Origin of the sequence: Pseudoalteromonas sp. MelDa3 (assembly GCF_002863625.1) — a bacterium.
In the GTDB taxonomy this organism is placed as follows: domain Bacteria; phylum Pseudomonadota; class Gammaproteobacteria; order Enterobacterales; family Alteromonadaceae; genus Pseudoalteromonas; species Pseudoalteromonas arctica.
In genome coordinates, this window is sequence record NZ_PJBR01000063.1 from 1 (window position 1) to 17,739 (window position 17,739).

The window sequence follows — 17,739 nt, forward strand, 5'->3', positions numbered from 1 at the left end:
GAGATTTCTTTTTTACTATAAAGGGTATAGATTGAAGAACCAACAAGTGAGGCTATTATTAAAAAGGCGATGGCTATAGTTATTAAAATGCTTTTTTTCAACATGAAAATTATGATATTTCAGAGTATTAAGATGCTGTGTATTATCGCTGATGAAAGTACAGAACAAAAGAATTTTATAAATTTAGGTAATACTTTTGGATTATTTAACTTTAAATTCGATTAAATAAATAATATGTGATGTACGCTTAGTTGGTTCAAATATTGCTCTGTACTACTGAGCTTTTTAAAAAAGATTGTTTATATACTAACCGCACTTTTTAAGTGCAGAAAAAATGAATTGTTGCACTGTAATAATGCGTAAATAAAGTTTTGGTTAACTTACAACGTGTTTAATGATTTTGAATGGAATCCACATCGCCTTTTTGTTTAGTTGTATGGCCTGTGGCAAAGATTAAGTACCCTTTTTGGTTTAGTTGGAGCCTGCTATGTTGAATAAACGTTTTTTTAAAACAAAAGATGAAGCTGAAGTAACCTTTGAATTTTCTCATCCTGAGGCTGAAGAAGTTTGCTTATTAGGCGAATTTAATGATTGGCAACCTGTGCCAATGAAGCTTAATAAAAAACAAGGTGTGTTTAGATTTAAGCAACGCTTACCTATCGATCAACAATTTCACTTTCGTTATTTAATAAATGGAGACATTTGGGATAACGACCACCAAGCTGATGGTTATATTGGCAATACATTTGGCACAGAAAACAGCATAGTAAATACTCAACGCATTAATTAAGGCGATTCAATGGATGCTCTTTCGCAGTTGTTTTACCTGCATGGTATTGGCTTTGAATTCACTAGGTATACAGGTGAACAGGTGTTTTTTAGCGAAGACACGCGTAAACGTGCTTTGCAATGTTGTGGTGTTGATACAAATAACGAAGCCGAAATAACTCAACTAACTTATGATTTAGATGCATCGCTTTGGCTGGATTTAGTACCCAGCGTGAGTTTAGTTGACCAAAAAAAATGCGCTTTAAAGCTTCGTATAGACGAACGTCAGCAGTATTTAGCCGCCAACATTAATGTCCCTTCTCTTGGGATGAATATAGCGGTTGAGAACCTTTATAATTTGGCAGTTACAGGTGAATATTACTTACACGGCGTTCGCTATATTGAGCTGGCACTACCCATAGAAACTATGCCAATTGGCTATCATGACGCTAATGTTCAAGTAGGTGAACAGCATGCAATTACGCAACTTTGGTGTGTGCCTGAGCAAGTCTATCAAGTTGAAGACACAAAGCGCACAGGGTTATCTATTCAGCTTTACACATTAAAAAATAAAGCGCATTTAGGTATTGGCGACTTTGACGATTTACTAACGCTTACAAAATTATGCAGCTCGCAAAATATGGATTACATATTACTTAATCCACTGCATTTGTTATTTGCTGATATGCCAGAGCGTGCAAGCCCTTATAGCCCTAGTAGTCGGGCTTTATTAAACCCTCTTTATATTTCTATAGTATTAAGCGAAGACGCACAAAATAACGCAGTTCTACATGACCTCATGCAACAAGACGACGTAATTACACTTATAAAAAGTAATGATCAATTTATAGATTATGAAAATGTAAGCCGTATAAAGTATGCGTTATTTGAAGCGCTTTATAATCAGTTTGAATTAACGGCAAGTGATGAGCGTCGCCAAGCGTTTACTGATTTTTGTAATACTCATTCTACTACGTTAAATACCCTCGAATCAGATAACCTAACATTTGATTATTACCTGCAGTGGCAAGCGCATATGCAATTGGCACTGTGTCAACAAAGTTGTGCAGAGCGAGGTATGGCTATTGGCTTAATCAATGATTTAGCTGTTGGTTGTGCGGGTGATGGGGCCGAGTTTAAAAATCAAAAGCCACTGTTTAGCCAAGGTGCAAGTGTAGGTGCTCCACCAGATCCATGGGCCGAAGCTGGTCAAAACTGGGGGCTTCCAGCACTAAATCCTCAAAGTCTTAGTAATAATCACTACCAATTCTATCGCTCGCTCATTCGCGCAAACATGCAAAATGTAGGTGGACTTAGAATTGACCACGTAATGGCTATTAGGCGCCTATGGTGGTGCTTTGAAAGCAATGGTGAACAAGATGGCTGTTATGTTTACTACCCGTTTGAGCACTTACTCGCCATTTTAAAAATTGAATCACATATTAATCAGAGTATTGTTATTGGAGAAGATTTAGGCGTTGTGCCGCCAGAGGTAAGGCAGGCTTTGGCATCTAGCGGTATTTTTTCTAACAGCTTATTTTATTTTGAAAAACAACACAGTGGTGAGTTTTTATCGACAGATGAGCTAGCAGCACAGTGTTTGTTAATGATAGCCAATCATGATGTACCGCCTTTTACAGGTTGGTGGCAGCATGCTGATTTAAATATTAAGCAACAATACAAGCTTATAACTTGCAGTGAATACGAGCAATTAAAGCAACAACGAGTAGAAGAGCAGCATAGGATACTACGATTTATTAATCGCCATACCAATACAACCGAGCTTTTATTACATAGTAATTCAGTCGAAGTATATAACGCACTAGCATTGTGTTTGGCAGGTTCTCAATCGCGTCTATTTGCAATTCAAATAGATGATTTAGATGAGCAGAAATATCCGGTTAATATCCCCGGGACAGACAAAGAATATCCTAATTGGCGACGTGTATTAACGCATACCAGTGAAGAAATTTTTACCAAAAATGCCTCACTTTTAGCTGCTATCGATTCAATAAGGAAAGGTTAAATGAGCAGTACAACTAATGAAAATAGTTACGATGCACAGGTGCATGCATTAAATACAGGACGATTTAAAGACCCATTTAGCTTTTTAGGGGCACATAAAACGGATGTTGAGGTTGAAATTCGTTTTTACTTACCTTGTGTAATAAGTGTGAGTGTTACATTAAATAATAAAAGTATTAAGGCGCAGCGCTATAAACAAAGTGACTTATTTATAGTCAAAGTTGATGCGCTGCCCACTGCGCCTTATCAATGCATTGCTCAGTACACAAATAGCAGCACTACCTTTTATGATGAATACAGCTTTGAAAGCACACTTGATGCAGAGGCAATGTATTTATTTAACGAAGGCAGCCTTGAACATGCGTACTCTCATTTTGGTGCACATTTTAGCACTCAACAAAATGTAGAGGGCGTGCGCTTTTGTGTATGGGCGCCTAATGCTGCAAGTGTCTCTATTATTGGTGAGTTTAATTTTTGGCAAGCTAATCGCCATTTTATGCGTTTTCATCCTGCAAGTGGTGTATGGGAGTTATTCGTACCAGGCCTTAAAGCCGACATGTGCTACAAATTTGCAATTACCGCCCAAAGTGGAGAAGTACTCGAAAAAGCCGACCCCTATGCATTTAAAATGCAACAAGCACCGGGTACTGCAAGTGTACTGCAGTATAAACCAGAACCTATAACGCTCGGCGCTCAGGCACTTCAAAACAGACAAAAGCGTAATCATATTGATGCGCCAATTAGTATTTATGAAGTGCATTTAGGTTCATGGCAACGCGCTGAAAACAACCGCTATTTAAGTTACATAGAGCTTGCTGACAAACTCGTTAGCTACGCCCTTGAAATGAATTTTACCCACCTGCAACTTATGCCAATAAGTGAATACCCGTTTGATGGTTCGTGGGGGTATCAGCCTGTTGGTTTATTTGCACCTACCAGCCGTTTTGGCGACTACAACAGCTTTAAATACTTTGTAGAGCAGTGCCACAAAGCTAATTTAGGTATTTTACTTGATTGGGTGCCTGGGCATTTTCCAAGCGATCCGCATGGCTTACATCGATTCGATGGCACTCATTTATATGAGCATGCCGATAAGCGCCAAGGTTTTCATCCTGATTGGAATACCTACATTTATAACTACGACCGCCCTGAAGTTAAAAGCTTTTTGATTTCAAATGCTATGTATTGGTTACATCAATTTGGTTTAGATGGTCTGCGTGTAGATGCCGTAGCCTCTATGTTGTATTTAGATTACAGCCGAAAAGAAGGCGAGTGGATTGCTAATTGTTATGGCGGGCGCGAAAACTTAGGTGCAATTGAGTGCCTAAAGCAAGTCAATATGCGCAGCTATAAAAACAACCCAGGCATTATGATGGTGGCTGAGGAGTCAACAGCGTGGCCGGGTGTCACCCAAAGTGTTGAGCACAACGGCTTAGGCTTTGGCTATAAGTGGAATATGGGTTGGATGAACGATAGTTTGCATTACATGCAGCACGACCCTTTATACCGTCAGCATCATCATCACGAAATGACTTTTTCGATGGTATACGCTTTTAGTGAAAACTATATATTGCCATTAAGCCACGATGAAGTAGTCCATGGTAAAGGATCGTTAATTGAAAAAATGCCAGGCGATGATTGGCAGAAATTTGCTAATTTACGCGCTTACTACGCATTTATGTGGGCACATCCGGGTAAAAAACTCTTGTTTATGGGCGGTGAAATTGCACAGCGAAAAGAGTGGGGACACGATCATTCTATCGATTGGCATTTACTTGAGCACCAAAGCCACAGCGGTATAAAGCACACCGTAAAAGCGCTCAATACCGTTTATAAAAACCAACCCGCGTTGTATGAGCTAGATTCGAGCGCGGCTGGTTTTACCTGGATAGATAACAATAATAATCAGCAGAGCATTTTGAGCTTTGTTCGCTATGCTAAAAACGCAAAAGACTTTGTGGTTGTTATTGCCAATTTTACCCCCGCGTCCTATGAAAACTACGTTATTGGCGTACCGAGTAAAGGGCGTTATAAAGTTGTTTTAAATACAGACGATACTCAGTTTTTTGGCTCTGGCGTTGAGGTAACTAAAGATTCATCGCAGATAGTTCACGCTATAAATGAATCAAATCATGGGTTTAAACACAGTATTTCAATTGCCATTGGTGGCTTAACAACTATTTACTTACAAAAGGTTGATGATGAGTAACCAATTTGATGTAGCCCCCGGTAATGTAGAACCGCTAGGTTCTAGTGTTATTAATAATGGGGTTAACTTCGCGCTTTATGCGCCAGGTGCAAGCCAAGCCTATGTGTGTTTGTTTGATAAAAGTGGCCATTCAGAAATTCTAAAAATGGCGATGAATATTAACGAAGGGGGTATTTGGAGTATTCATATTTCGCCATTAAGCGCCGGCGCACTTTATGGCTTTAGAGTTGAGGGTGAATATAACCCTAAAAATGGTCAACTATTTAACGAAAATAAACTACTGATAGACCCATACGCAAAAGACTTGTTTGGTGAGTTTACATGGAGCGAACGCCATTATGGGCAAATGCCAATTGGCACTAAAAGCACCGTAAATAATGCGATTGATATACCTAAGTCAAAAGTAGCACCCCCTACGTTGTATGCGCATAAAAAGCCAAACCACCGTTGGTCAAACACGGTTATTTACGAGTGCCATGTTAAAGGCACAACGTGTCGTCATCCTAAAATACCTAAATCTCTACAAGGAAAGTTTTTAGGGTTAAGCCACCCAAGCTTTATTGAGCATTTACAAAGCTTTGGCATTACAGCAGTTGAGCTTTTACCTGTTCATTCTTTTATTAGTGAGCAATTTTTAACAGGAAAAGGGCTGCAAAACTATTGGGGTTATAACACGCTTAACTTTTTTACCCCCCATAGAGACTATTTAGTAAACGACGATATAAACGAGTTTAAGCAAATGGTGCGCGAGCTTCATGCTGCCGACATAGAAGTTATTTTAGATGTTGTTTATAACCATACAGCAGAGGCTGGGGCCGATGGCCCTATATTATCGCTAAGAGGCTTTGATAACTTAGCGTATTACCGCACAGTGGAGGGTCAGCCTAATGTATACATAAACGATACCGGCTGTGGAAATACCATAAATATTGATCACCCTAAAACACTGCAACTTGTACTTGATAGCCTTCGTTATTGGGTTGAGGTAATGGGGGTTGATGGTTTTAGGTTTGATTTAGCGACCATTTTAGGGCGCTCAAAAGCAGGCTTTAGCTCTGCGCATACTTTTTTACAAGCAGTAGCCCAAGACCCTGTGCTTAATAAGGTTAAGCTAATAAGTGAGCCTTGGGATATAGGTCCTGGTGGCTATCAGCTTGGGGCATTTCCGCCGCCATGGCGAGAATGGAACGATCAATACCGCGATGTAATTAGACGTTTTTGGCAAAGTGAAACGGGCATAATTGCCAACGTTGCAAAACGTTTGCATGGATCGTTTGATATTTTTGAGCACAGCCAACGTGGACCGCTTAATAGCATTAACTTTATAACGAGTCATGATGGTTTCACGCTTGCCGATTTAGTGAGTTATGAAGAAAAACATAACGAAGCTAATGGTGAGCAAAACAGAGATGGGCACAGTGCAAATCACTCGTTCAACTGTGGAGTAGAAGGCTTTACCAGTGACTCAAAAATAAACGCACTGCGTTTGCAACAACAAAAGAACTTTTTACTTACTTTGATACTCTCAAAAGGTGTACCCATGATTGCCGCTGGCAGCGAAATGGCGCACTCTCAAGGGGGTAATAATAATGCTTATTGCCAAAATAATCGCACTAGCTGGCTTGCCTGGAAAGATTCTCAGCTTAATCATTCGTTAACACGATTTATTGATGATGCTTTAAAAATTAGACGCGCGCACAGTGCGTTCAAACACAGTGTATTTTTAGATGATATAGACGAGCGTTTTACCGTTAAGTGGTTTACCGAACAAGGTAAAACCATGACCGACGCTCATTGGCACGAAGATACCAGACAGTTTTTAATGTATAGCTTACTTGATAAGCAAAACAATCATGCATTACTGATGGTATTTAATGCCAGTAAAAAAACAGTTTTTTGCCAAATGCCGCCTTCGCCTATTAATGCGCCGTGGCAAATGGTTTTATCAAGTGTAAATAATGCATCTGTGAGTAGTAATGAAGATGCGATGGTTGAAATTTCAGCACAAAGTAGTTGGGTTTTTAGTGCTAATTTAGAGGATGTAAGTCATGGCTAAACAAAGTGAACAAGTGTGTGTAGTAAAGGGCTGGCAAGAAGGTCCTGTTATAGATGAAAGTACGCTTAAAGATGACTTAACACGGCATTTTTATTATACCCTAGGTCGCGATAAGGTCGGCGAATCAAGACTGTATTTATACCATGCTTTAGCGCTGACTATTCGCGACAGACTTGTTGCCCGCTGCAGAGAAACGAATCAACAAATTAAGCAAGAGAAACGCCGTAAAACGGCTTACCTTTCTCTTGAATTTTTAATGGGACGTGCGCTGGGTAATGCAATACTAAACCTAGATTTAGACGACCAAGTTGCTGCTGCATTACAAGAATACTGCACAACAGTAGAAACGCTTGAAGATGCCGAGCACGACGCAGGTTTAGGTAACGGTGGTTTAGGCCGCCTAGCTGCCTGCTTTTTAGATAGCTGTGCAAGTCTAGCGTTACCTGTCATTGGTTATGGCCTACGATACGAATACGGCATGTTTAACCAATCCATTAAAGATGGTAACCAAATTGAGCAACCAGATAACTGGCTGCGCGAAGGGCACCCATGGGAGCTAAGCGCGCCAGAGCATGCAAAACGTGTGAAATTTGGCGGCTACGTGCAAAGTTACACAGATAAATTCGGCCGAGAGCATCGTCAATGGATGAGTTCACAAGATGTATTAGCTGTCCCTTACGATGTACCTGTTCCAGGTTATAAAAACAATATTGTAAATACGCTACGCTTATGGAAATCAGAAGCGACAGATGAATTTAATTTGACCGAATTTAATGCAGGCAGTTACTCAGAAGCCGTCGCACAAAAAAACCTAGCTGAACAAATTACCATGGTGCTGTATCCAAACGACAGCAGCGAAAATGGTAAAGAGCTTAGATTGCGCCAACAATACTTTTTATCATCTGCGAGTATTCAAGACGTAGTTGATCAGTGGGTTTCCCAACATGGCGAGAACTTTAGCGACTTTGCTGATTTTCATGTTTTTCAGTTAAACGATACACACCCAAGTATTGCTGTTGCAGAGCTGATGCGTATTTTAATTGATGATTACGAACTTGATTGGAACGATGCTTGGCAAATCACTACTAAAACAATGGCCTACACAAACCATACGCTACTTCCTGAAGCGCTCGAAAAGTGGTCTGTTTCGTTGTTTTCAAAATTATTACCACGCATTTTAGAAATAGTTTACGAGATAAACGCACGCTTTTTAGCACAAGTTGCACAGCAATGGCCGGGTGATGTTAATAAACAGCGTGCATTGTCGTTGATTGAAGAGGGCGATGAGCCGCAAATTCGTATGGCTTACTTAGCCATTGTAGGTAGTTACTCTGTAAATGGCGTAGCAGCACTGCATACCGAACTGTTAAAAGCGGGTTTATTTAAAGAGTTTTACGCGCTTTGGCCAGATAAGTTTAATAACAAAACAAATGGTGTTACACCAAGACGTTGGCTTGCACATTGTAATCCCGTTTTAAGTAAATTAATCAGCGAAAAAATTGGTCATGACTGGGTTAAAAACTTTTCAACAATTAGCGATCTACGTCGCTTTTACGACGACAAAGCATTTCATGGGCAATGGCAAAATGCTAAACGCGAAAACAAACAGCGTTTAGTTGATTTAGTTAAGGCGCGCTGCGATGTTGATTTTGACGTATCGATGATGTTTGACGTACAAGTAAAACGTATCCACGAATACAAACGTCAGCTATTAAACATACTTCATGTGATTCATTTATATGACCGTATTCGCCGTGGTGATACCCAAGGGCTTGTTCCTCGCTGTGTGTTATTAGGCGGTAAAGCAGCACCGGGTTATTACATGGCTAAAAAAATTATTAAGCTTATTAATAACGTGGCAGAGGTTATAAATAAAGATCCGTTAGCGGCCCCGTATTTACGCGTCGCCTTTTTACCTAATTACAATGTAACCGCTATGGAAGTGATTTGTCCTGCAACCGATTTGTCAGAGCAAGTATCTACCGCAGGCAAAGAAGCGTCTGGTACTGGCAACATGAAGTTTATGATGAATGGTGCATTGACGATAGGCACGCTCGATGGTGCAAACATTGAAATTAGAGACGCCGTTGGTGCAGACAACTTCTTTTTGTTTGGGGCACAAGCTCATCAAATTGATGATATTAAATCGCGTTACAATCCTGAGCACTTAATCGCACAAAATAGCGATTTAAATAATGTAATGCAACTACTCGAAAGCGGCCATTTTAACTTGTTTGAACCATGCTTATTTGACGATATTACAAATGCAATTAAGAGCCCGCACGATCCATGGCTTGTTGCGCACGATTTTGAAAGTTATGTAGCAGCTCAAAAAGAAGTTGATAAAGCTTACGCAGATCAGACCTACTGGACACAAATGAGTATTTTAAATACAGCAGCCAGTGGAATGTTTTCAAGTGATAGAACCATAAGCCAATACAGTGAAGACATTTGGCATTTAGAACCCCTCAATATTAGTGAAACAGACTTAACGACAACTAAAAGCCATGCCACTAACAGCCTAGACTAAATGGAGAGAGTATTATGCCCAATTATGCAAATCGCTACATAAGTAGCCTAACCAGAGAAACTTACGCGTTAATACTGGCAGGCGGACGCGGTTCTCGCCTGCATGAGCTAACCGATTGGCGAGCAAAGCCAGCAGTTTACTTTGGTGGTAAACATCGAATTATTGATTTTCCACTATCAAACTGTATTAACTCGGGTGTGAGACGTGTTGGTATTGCTACACAATATAAATCGCATTCATTAATACGCCATGTAAACCGCGCGTGGGGGCACTTTAAAAAAGAGCTAGGAGAGTCGGTTGAAATACTACCTGCATCTCAGCGCCAAGGTGATGATTGGTATTGTGGAACCGCAGATGCTGTTTTTCAAAACATAGATATTATTCGTCACGAGCTTCCTAAATATGTGATGATTTTGTCTGGAGATCATGTGTACCGTATGGACTATGGTGCTTTATTGGCTGAACATGTGCAAAAGGGTGCAGATATGACAGTGTGTTGTATTGAAGTGCCCGTAGAGGAAGCCGCAGACACGTTTGGTGTAATGACCGTTGATGAAGAAAACAGAGTGTGTCGTTTTGATGAAAAACCAGCAATGCCTAGCTCCGTACCTGGCAAGCCAGGTACATGTTTAGCATCAATGGGAAACTACATTTTTAATACTGAATTTTTGTTTGAGCAACTTAAAAAAGATTCTGAGAATGAAGGTTCTGGCCGAGATTTTGGTCACGATATTATTCCAGCGATTATAGAAGAGCATAATGTATTTGCGTTCCCATTTAGAGATCCAAATCAAGAAGGGCAACCTTATTGGCGTGATGTAGGTACCCTAGATTCGTTCTGGGAGGCTAATATGGAATTGGTAATGCCTGAGCCACAACTTGATTTATATGACCCAACGTGGCCAATATGGACATATCAAGAGCAGCTACCACCTGCTAAGTTTATTTTTGATGACGATGATAGACGCGGTATGGCCTTGGACTCAACCGTGTCGGGTGGGTGTATTATTTCGGGCTCTGCGGTTAGAAAGTCACTCTTGTTTTCTAATGTCCACGTTCGCTCATTTTGTACCATTGAGCAGTCGGTAATTTTACCCGGTGCGGTTATAAATCGAGGTTGTAAAATTAAGCGTGCGATTATAGATAGAAGCTGTGAAATACCGGCAGGTCTCGAAATCGGTTTTGACAAAAAAACAGATGAAGAAAACGGCTTTAGGGTATCTAAGAAAGGCATCGTTCTTGTTACTCGTGATATGCTCACTGAGCTTGCAAAAAAGTTAGAGCGCCAAGCGCGTGAGAATAAAAAGCTAGCGTAAAACACGTTAAATATTAAGCACGACAACAAAGCTTGCTCATTTATGAGCAAGCCCACACAGGTTAAAGGAAGTAGTAAATTAATGCATGTATTAATGGTTGCAGCAGAAAATGACGCGTTACCAGGCGCAAAAGTAGGCGGTGTGGCAGATGTAGTACGCGATGCCCCAAGGGCGCTCGCAAAGCAAGGTATAACGGTTGACGTTGTTATTCCTGACTACGGGTTTGAGCCTCTTGAGCGTATTTATATAGGTGAAGTAACCGTTGCATTTAATGCTCAACCGCATGTATTAAAAGTTTTTAAAGTACAACAAGCCCAAAATAATGTAAGCCAAATTGTTATTAGCCACCCGCTATTTAGTGAATCAGGTAGTGTATATTGTAACGATGCACCGGGGAGGCCTTTTGCAACTGATGCGACAAAATTTGCTTTATTTAATGCAGCTGTCTGCGAAGCATTATTACAAGGTGTATTAAAGCGCCCTACAGCGCTACATTTACATGATTGGCACAGCGCCTGCGTTGCAGTTTTACTTAAGTTTGAGCCACATTATAGCTCACTTAATACCTTACCCATTGCCTACACGGTGCATAATATTGCACTGCAAGGTATAAGACCTTTTAAACACGACGACTCAAGCTTAGAGGCATGGTTTCCGTCACTTAGTTATAATGGCCAGCAACTATGCGACCCGCGTTACCCTCATTGCTTTAATCCTATGCGCAGTGCAATAAATCTTTGCGATAAAATACATGTTGTATCACCAACCTACAGCCAAGAGGTTCTTGAACCTAGTAATTACGAGCATGGTTTTTTTGGTGGCGAAGGGCTTGAGCAAGATCTGCAAAATGCAGCAAGCCAAGGTAAGCTTGTCGGTATTTTAAATGGCTGCGAATATCCAAGCAATGCACTTGAAGGAGCAACTCTCGCTGATTTTTACAGCCAAGCCGAGAACACTTTATTTACTTGGATGGCAAATAGCGAGCAGTTACAAAGCGGTTACTATATTGCCCACCAACGACTACAGCAATTTAAAGCAACGATTAATAATGGCCCATTAGTCACAAGCGTTGGCCGACTTACAGAGCAAAAAGTGTTGTTATTGTGCCAGCAGGTTAATGGAGTATTAGCTATTGATAAAGTGTGCCAAGTTATTAATGAATATAACGGCAGACTCATTGTTTTAGGTTCGGGCGACAAAGAACTCGAAAGCATATTTACCAAAGCAATGGCGCGTAATTCTAATCTTTTATTTTTGAAGGGTTATGGTCAAGGTGTTGGCGATTTAATGTATCAGCTAGGTGATTTATTTTTAATGCCAAGCTCGTTTGAACCTTGTGGGATTAGCCAAATGCTAGCAATGCGTGCCGGGCAACCCTGTTTAGTACACAGTGTTGGCGGATTAAAAGATACAGTTAAACACCACGAAAATGGTTTTAGCTTTAATGGAGATACGTTAGCAACGCAAACGAGTAATTTAATTAGCTGTTTAGACGAAACTCTCTTAATTAAAAAGCAAAATCCTAAAAAGTGGCATAAAATTAAGCACAGCGCAGAGAAAATGCGTTTTTCGTGGCCACAAGTGGCAACTGATTATATAACAACCTTATACCGGTAAATCGTTGCTGTACTTTAAAGTTTAGTGACAAATGTACCTGCTTAGGGTTTAATTACTTAGTATTATATAAAAACTAAGAAGTAGGTAATGTGTCTGTATTTGTTGCAAGGCAAGCAATATTCAATCGAAGTAAAAAAGTAGTAGCCTATGAGCTACTTTTTCGTGATAGTCCAAAAAATTATTTTCCAGATATCGCAGAAGGCCAAGCAACAGCAAGGCTTATTATGGAAAATCAATTAAATTTAGGTACACGTCATATTACATCAGGCAAAAAAGCACTTATTAATATAGGACCTGAATCATTAAAACTCGATTTATGTGCTTTCCTACCATGCCAAGACGTTGTGATTGAGTTACTCGAAACCATAGAACCCACCGACGATAACTATGAACTGTGCCGAGGTTTATTTCATAGTAACTACAAACTCGCACTCGATGACTTTGTATATAAACCACAGTGGGATCGTTTTTTAAAGCTTGTGAAGCTCATTAAATTTGATATTGCAATTACACCTCTTAGCGAAATACAACCAATAATTAAAAAGTTACAAGCACATAAACAAATAAAAATACTTGCCGAAAAAATAGAAACACAAGACGACTATAAGCTAGCCTTTGATATGGGGTTTGATTATTTTCAAGGCTATTTTTTTGCAAAACCCACCATGATAAAACAAAACGACATTGACTATAACTATGGTTTAGTCGTCGCTATTTACGCCGAAATAATGAAAACAAGTCCAGATATAAAAACTATATCTGGACTATTTGAGCTTGATGCTGCACTTGCATATAAATTGTTGCGTTTAATTAACAGTGGTGTTTTTCCTATACAAAGCCAGATATCGTCATTAAAGCAAGCGCTTGTGTATTTAGGGCATGAACGCCTCAAAAAGTTTGTTAGCCTTATTGTTACTGCTCATACCGCAGGTAAAAAACCTGCGGAGCTAATGCAAGTGTGTGTTGTACGTGCTCGTTTTTGTGAGCTTTTGGCAAAGAAGGTTAATAAAAGTCAGTCAGGCGAAGCATTTTTAACAGGGTTATTTTCACTACTGGATGCAATCCTCGATCAACCCATGAGCTTGCTTGTTGAAAAGCTACCTTTTCCTGATGAAATAAAAACGGCATTATTAGGGGATAAAAACACACTTTATTATATTTTAAACGTTGTTAAAGCATATGAAACAGGAAGCTGGTGGGCACTTGAACAAGCTGTACTTTTGTTGAATATAGACAGTGCTATACTACCTCCACTTTACCAGCAGTCGGTCGATTGGGCTGACAGTTATAAGAACAATATTTAACGGATAATAGCTTTAATGCGCAATTATAATATGGACTTTATTCGCGGCGTTGCCGTGCTTGGCCTAGTTTACATGAATGCTTACGCCTTCGGCCTTTTTGAATACGGGTATACCTCTTTAACTAATCCTCCTGTTAGCGACTCAATTATTCACACCTTTAGCAGCTTGTTTGTAGACGGGCGTTTTAGAACACTGTTTAGTTTGCTTTTTGGTGCCGGGCTTTACATTCAGTGGCAACGTTATAAGTCTGAATTGCAGTTAAAAAGCAGACTTTATTGGTTAATCCTCTTTGGTTTAGCGCATGGTTTTTTACTTTGGGCAGGTGATATTTTATTTGTTTACGGTGTATCTGGCTGGTTTGTTATTAAATATTTAGAGAGTGATAGCGCTGTTCTTTTAAAAAGAGGACTTGAGTTTATTTTGTTATCGGGTGTAGCTACAGTGCTTATTGTATCTAACGTACCCGATGAAGTGATTTACCGCGATTCAGCACAGTTTATAGATTTATATAACCAACACTATATTGATTACTTTATTAGTAACCTCGCCATGAACACATTGATGCTTGTTATGGTGCCAATAATGACAATGTGGATGTGCGTGGGTCTTATGCTCATTGGCATTTATTTATATAAACAAGGCGTTTTTAGAAAAGGCTTAACGACTCAGCAATTAATAATTTGCGGTGCAATGACCCTTGTTTTTTGTGGAATCAGGCTTTATGCATCACAGCTTAATGGCAGCTTAGGATATGGAGTGCAAGAATTTGTAAATATGTTTGCGGCCCTAGGTATGGCTACGCTATATATTCATTTAATTGTTAAATTTTGCAATAACAGCGCACACGTCGGCACGCTTATTCAACAAGCAGGGCGCTTAGCATTTACTTTATATATTAGCCAAACACTCATACAACTGTTGTTATATAAAGTGCTATTTACCCACTGGGTGCTCAGTTTTGATCGTATTGACTATTGGTTAGTTGCAACGGCATTAGTTGCGCTGCAGCTCATATTTACCTTTTTATACAGCCGCTATTTTAATCAAGGTCCGCTTGAATGTGTATGGCGTAAATTAACTAAAGTAAAAATTAGTGCTTAAATGCCTATAAATAGTAAATTAGGGGCGAAAAAATAGTGTGGGTGGTTTACACTACTCGCCTTAAAAATTACTACGCTATAAGTGCCATGACTGAATTAAAACGTTTAAATAAATTTATTAGTGAAACAGGATTTTGTTCACGCCGCGAAGCCGATAAATATATTGAGCAAGGTCGTGTCAGCGTTAATGGCTACTCACCAGAAATGGGCGTAAAAGTAGCCGCTACCGATGTTGTATTAATTGATGGTAAGCCTCTTAAAGCCACGCCAAAGCGCGTTTACATTGCCTACAATAAACCCGTTGGCATAACGTGCACTACCGAAAGTAAAATTCAAAGTAATATTATTCGCGCGGTAAATTATCCTACGCGTATATTCCCAATAGGGCGCTTAGATAGACCGTCTGAAGGGCTTATATTTTTAACTAACGAAGGCGATATCGTTAATAAAATTTTACGTGCGGGCAATAATCATGAAAAAGAATACGTTGTTACGGTAGATAAACCGCTTAATCGTCAGTTTGTTACAAAAATGGCGAATGGTGTACCTATTTTAGATACCGTTACTAAAGAATGTAAAGTAACGCAAAGTGGTCCCAAAGAATTTAAAATAGTACTTACTCAAGGTTTAAACCGTCAAATACGCCGCATGTGTGAATACTTAGGCTACGAAGTGGTAACCTTAAAACGTACGCGCATAATGAACGTAACACTTAAAGGTTTAAAAGTAGGACAGTGGCGTCATCTATCAGATATTGAAATGGCGCAAATAAACGATTCAATTTCTGATTCTGGTAAAACCCAAGAGCACTCGCTTGATACTAATAAGCAATCAGAAAATAATGCACCTTTAGCACCTAAAAAACGCGATTTTCAGGGCGAAAACCCACGACGCTTTAATAATGGTGATCGAAATAATGAGCGTAGTACTGAGCGAAATACAAATCGTAACTCTGAGCGCAGCAATGCTAACACAGAGCGCAAAAATGAGCGCAGTAATACTCCTTACCAAAAGCGTTCTACAACGTATGTGGGTAAGCCAAAAAGCATTAAAGAGAACAAGTCGTCTAATGCTAAATCAGACTCAAAACCAAGCTCGGACCGTATTCTCAGTCTAAAAAAATAATGTGCAGCTAAGTGGTATTCTACTACCACTGTATTTCTTGTACTATATTACCAAGTGGGCTTTTAACGCCCACTAAGTTTATGTTGTTATTTTGCAAACCCACCAATCTACCTTTATCTAAATACCATCTAAAAGTGTGCTTTTTGTAGCTTTTTAAATCCAGTACAGTCAGTTTTGAGCAACTGTATTCATAATCAGTTGGGCAAGTACCTACTTCGAGTAACTGATATTCTTGCTGCCATATATTATTGCCGTATTTATTAGCCAGTAACTTTACTGAAATACATACTGACGTCCACAACCATAAGTAAATTAAAATAGGTAAACCAATTGGTATAAATACTGAGCGGAACTTCCCGTGTTCAACAATATAATCCTTAACCGTATGTTTAAATTCAAAGTTATTATTGTATTTTTTATATAGGTGCCTAAATAAAGCAACCGATAACACGATCGTCATTATTGGAAATAACGTAAATGTTAAGGTGTTATATATACCGTTGGGAATAAATGCGGGATCGGCTTGTTCATCCCATGCAAGTAAAACCAGCGGAGGTGCTGTTACTAAAAGTAATAAGGCGCTGTTGAATAGTTGTTTAAAGGTCACAGGGTATTCACTTATAAAATGCTGCTTGTATAAAGCCCAAATTAGCTCTTAAATGCTAAAACCAATGTAAAATAAGAGTATACCTAAATAAATTGCAATCGCCGATAATGCGTTTTTAGAGCGCAGGCGCTTAACTATATCGCGTGTACCATCAATCATACCGGAAATAATACCAATTCGCTTAATTAAGTAATCTATTTTGAGGATGGAAAAACGTGTTGATAGCTAGGCAAAAAATTCGCTATTTAGTTGTTCTAAATGAGAATTTTTTAACACAGGTAGCGACACGTTTAGCCCCGCAAAATGATTAAGTATTATTGCGGGTTGGTATAATCAGCAGTAAACCACCTATAAATCGGTAGTTGTTTAAGTTCACGTTACCATTATCGTCAGTTATAAAGCGTAAATAACCAAAAAGTATAAAAAGGCTGCCCGCTATTAGTACTGCAATTTTAAAGTTTTCCAAGGCTTTTCCATAATATTGAGTTAGATATTAAAACGCCACTGAGTCTAGCTAGTATAATTTTACTATATATCGAATTCAAATTTTGCCTAAATCCATTAAATGGCCTCATTATGTCGCTATATTAGGCGTATATACACGAAAGCTTGATTTATATTGTGCATTAGCAAGTACACCTTAGTTATATGTTGGGTAAGCTGTTAAGATGCGCCGTCTTAATAATGTAGAAAGGTTATAGAAGTAACATGTCAAAATTTTTCTTTATGGGTAAGCCCGACATAATGGGTAAAAATAACAGTAATGGATTTGCGCCGAATCGTACCGCAAAGGTCGGCACAGAGTTACATCCGTTAACGCTAATTGTAAACTCAGCTGAACGACAATCAGAAATAGAAGCCATATTAGAAGAGCATTCGCTGTTTGCTTCAATTGAAGTTAAAGCAGAAGTACCAGAAGATATTCGTGAACTAGACTTTGCGCTTAGTAAATCAACGCCACAAGTATTTGATAAAGTACCAGAGCGTAACGCACCTTGTGTATGTGGTAGTGGCAAAAAATATAAAAAGTGTTGCGGTTAGTTTCTTAACAACTAAATATGTAGCCTTTCTTTTTTCATCGG

At 39.3% G+C, this 17,739-nt stretch carries 12 protein-coding genes; 11 read left to right on the forward strand and 1 reads right to left on the reverse strand.

Annotated elements, in window-relative coordinates:
• The first annotated feature begins 487 nt into the window (after positions 1–487).
• The 10 genes from CXF89_RS12385 (at position 488) to rluF (ending at position 16,050) form a co-directional block, all read left to right on the forward strand.
• A complete protein-coding gene (locus CXF89_RS12385; protein ID WP_121954768.1) occupies positions 488–790 on the forward strand; it encodes an isoamylase early set domain-containing protein in 303 nt (100 codons plus the stop codon).
• A 9-nt stretch (positions 791–799) separates the two neighbouring features.
• On the forward strand, positions 800–2,794 hold the full coding sequence (malQ, locus tag CXF89_RS12390) for a 4-alpha-glucanotransferase (RefSeq protein ID WP_121954769.1): 1,995 nt from the start codon (positions 800–802) through the stop codon (positions 2,792–2,794).
• Entirely contained in the window at positions 2,795–5,002 is a 2,208-nt protein-coding gene (glgB, locus tag CXF89_RS12395; RefSeq protein ID WP_121954770.1) for a 1,4-alpha-glucan branching protein GlgB, read from the forward strand.
• Positions 4,995–7,058, forward strand: coding sequence for a glycogen debranching protein GlgX (glgX, locus tag CXF89_RS12400; protein ID WP_121954771.1), 2,064 nt, complete (start codon positions 4,995–4,997; stop codon positions 7,056–7,058). The genes glgB and glgX overlap by 8 nt, the downstream gene beginning before the upstream one ends.
• Positions 7,051–9,588, forward strand: a complete 2,538-nt coding sequence (locus tag CXF89_RS12405; protein WP_121954772.1) for a glycogen/starch/alpha-glucan phosphorylase — start codon at positions 7,051–7,053, stop codon at positions 9,586–9,588. The genes glgX and CXF89_RS12405 overlap by 8 nt, the downstream gene beginning before the upstream one ends.
• 14 nt (positions 9,589–9,602) lie before the next feature.
• Positions 9,603–10,904, forward strand: a complete 1,302-nt coding sequence (gene glgC / locus CXF89_RS12410) for a glucose-1-phosphate adenylyltransferase (protein WP_121954773.1) — start codon at positions 9,603–9,605, stop codon at positions 10,902–10,904.
• Between the two features lie 81 nt (positions 10,905–10,985).
• On the forward strand, positions 10,986–12,521 hold the full coding sequence (locus CXF89_RS12415) for a glycogen synthase (RefSeq protein WP_121954774.1): 1,536 nt from the start codon (positions 10,986–10,988) through the stop codon (positions 12,519–12,521).
• Positions 12,522–12,610: 89 nt separating this feature from the next.
• Positions 12,611–13,825: an EAL and HDOD domain-containing protein gene (locus CXF89_RS12420; RefSeq protein WP_121954775.1), complete on the forward strand. Its 1,215-nt coding sequence runs from the start codon at positions 12,611–12,613 to the stop codon at positions 13,823–13,825.
• A gap of 30 nt (positions 13,826–13,855) precedes the next feature.
• Positions 13,856–14,926, forward strand: a complete 1,071-nt coding sequence (locus tag CXF89_RS12425; RefSeq protein WP_121954776.1) for a DUF418 domain-containing protein — start codon at positions 13,856–13,858, stop codon at positions 14,924–14,926.
• Positions 14,927–15,012: 86 nt separating this feature from the next.
• Positions 15,013–16,050: a 23S rRNA pseudouridine(2604) synthase RluF gene (rluF, locus tag CXF89_RS12430; RefSeq protein ID WP_033012488.1), complete on the forward strand. Its 1,038-nt coding sequence runs from the start codon at positions 15,013–15,015 to the stop codon at positions 16,048–16,050.
• Positions 16,051–16,072: 22 nt separating this feature from the next.
• Here rluF and CXF89_RS12435 read toward each other — a convergent pair whose 3' ends face one another.
• Entirely contained in the window at positions 16,073–16,657 is a 585-nt protein-coding gene (locus CXF89_RS12435) for a hypothetical protein (protein WP_121954777.1), read from the reverse strand.
• Between the two features lie 708 nt (positions 16,658–17,365).
• Here CXF89_RS12435 and CXF89_RS12450 point away from each other — a divergent pair.
• Positions 17,366–17,698 (forward strand): PBPRA1643 family SWIM/SEC-C metal-binding motif protein, encoded by a 333-nt coding sequence (locus CXF89_RS12450; RefSeq protein ID WP_024592175.1) that lies wholly within the window; start codon positions 17,366–17,368, stop codon positions 17,696–17,698.
• Positions 17,699–17,739: the final 41 nt, after the last annotated feature.

Excerpts from the sequence above, each read along its gene's own strand:
- CXF89_RS12385 (WP_121954768.1), top strand. The coding sequence starts at position 488 with ATGTTGAATAAACGTTTTTTTAAAACAAAAGATGAAGCTGAAGTAACC.
- CXF89_RS12425 (WP_121954776.1), top strand. The coding sequence starts at position 13,856 with ATGGACTTTATTCGCGGCGTTGCCGTGCTTGGCCTAGTTTACATGAAT.
- malQ (WP_121954769.1), top strand. The coding sequence starts at position 800 with ATGGATGCTCTTTCGCAGTTGTTTTACCTGCATGGTATTGGCTTTGAA.
- glgB (WP_121954770.1), top strand. The coding sequence starts at position 2,795 with ATGAGCAGTACAACTAATGAAAATAGTTACGATGCACAGGTGCATGCA.
- CXF89_RS12405 (WP_121954772.1), top strand. The coding sequence starts at position 7,051 with ATGGCTAAACAAAGTGAACAAGTGTGTGTAGTAAAGGGCTGGCAAGAA.
- glgX (WP_121954771.1), top strand. The coding sequence starts at position 4,995 with ATGAGTAACCAATTTGATGTAGCCCCCGGTAATGTAGAACCGCTAGGT.
- glgC (WP_121954773.1), top strand. The coding sequence starts at position 9,603 with ATGCCCAATTATGCAAATCGCTACATAAGTAGCCTAACCAGAGAAACT.
- CXF89_RS12450 (WP_024592175.1), top strand. The coding sequence starts at position 17,366 with ATGTCAAAATTTTTCTTTATGGGTAAGCCCGACATAATGGGTAAAAAT.
- rluF (WP_033012488.1), top strand. The coding sequence starts at position 15,013 with ATGACTGAATTAAAACGTTTAAATAAATTTATTAGTGAAACAGGATTT.
- CXF89_RS12415 (WP_121954774.1), top strand. The coding sequence starts at position 10,986 with ATGCATGTATTAATGGTTGCAGCAGAAAATGACGCGTTACCAGGCGCA.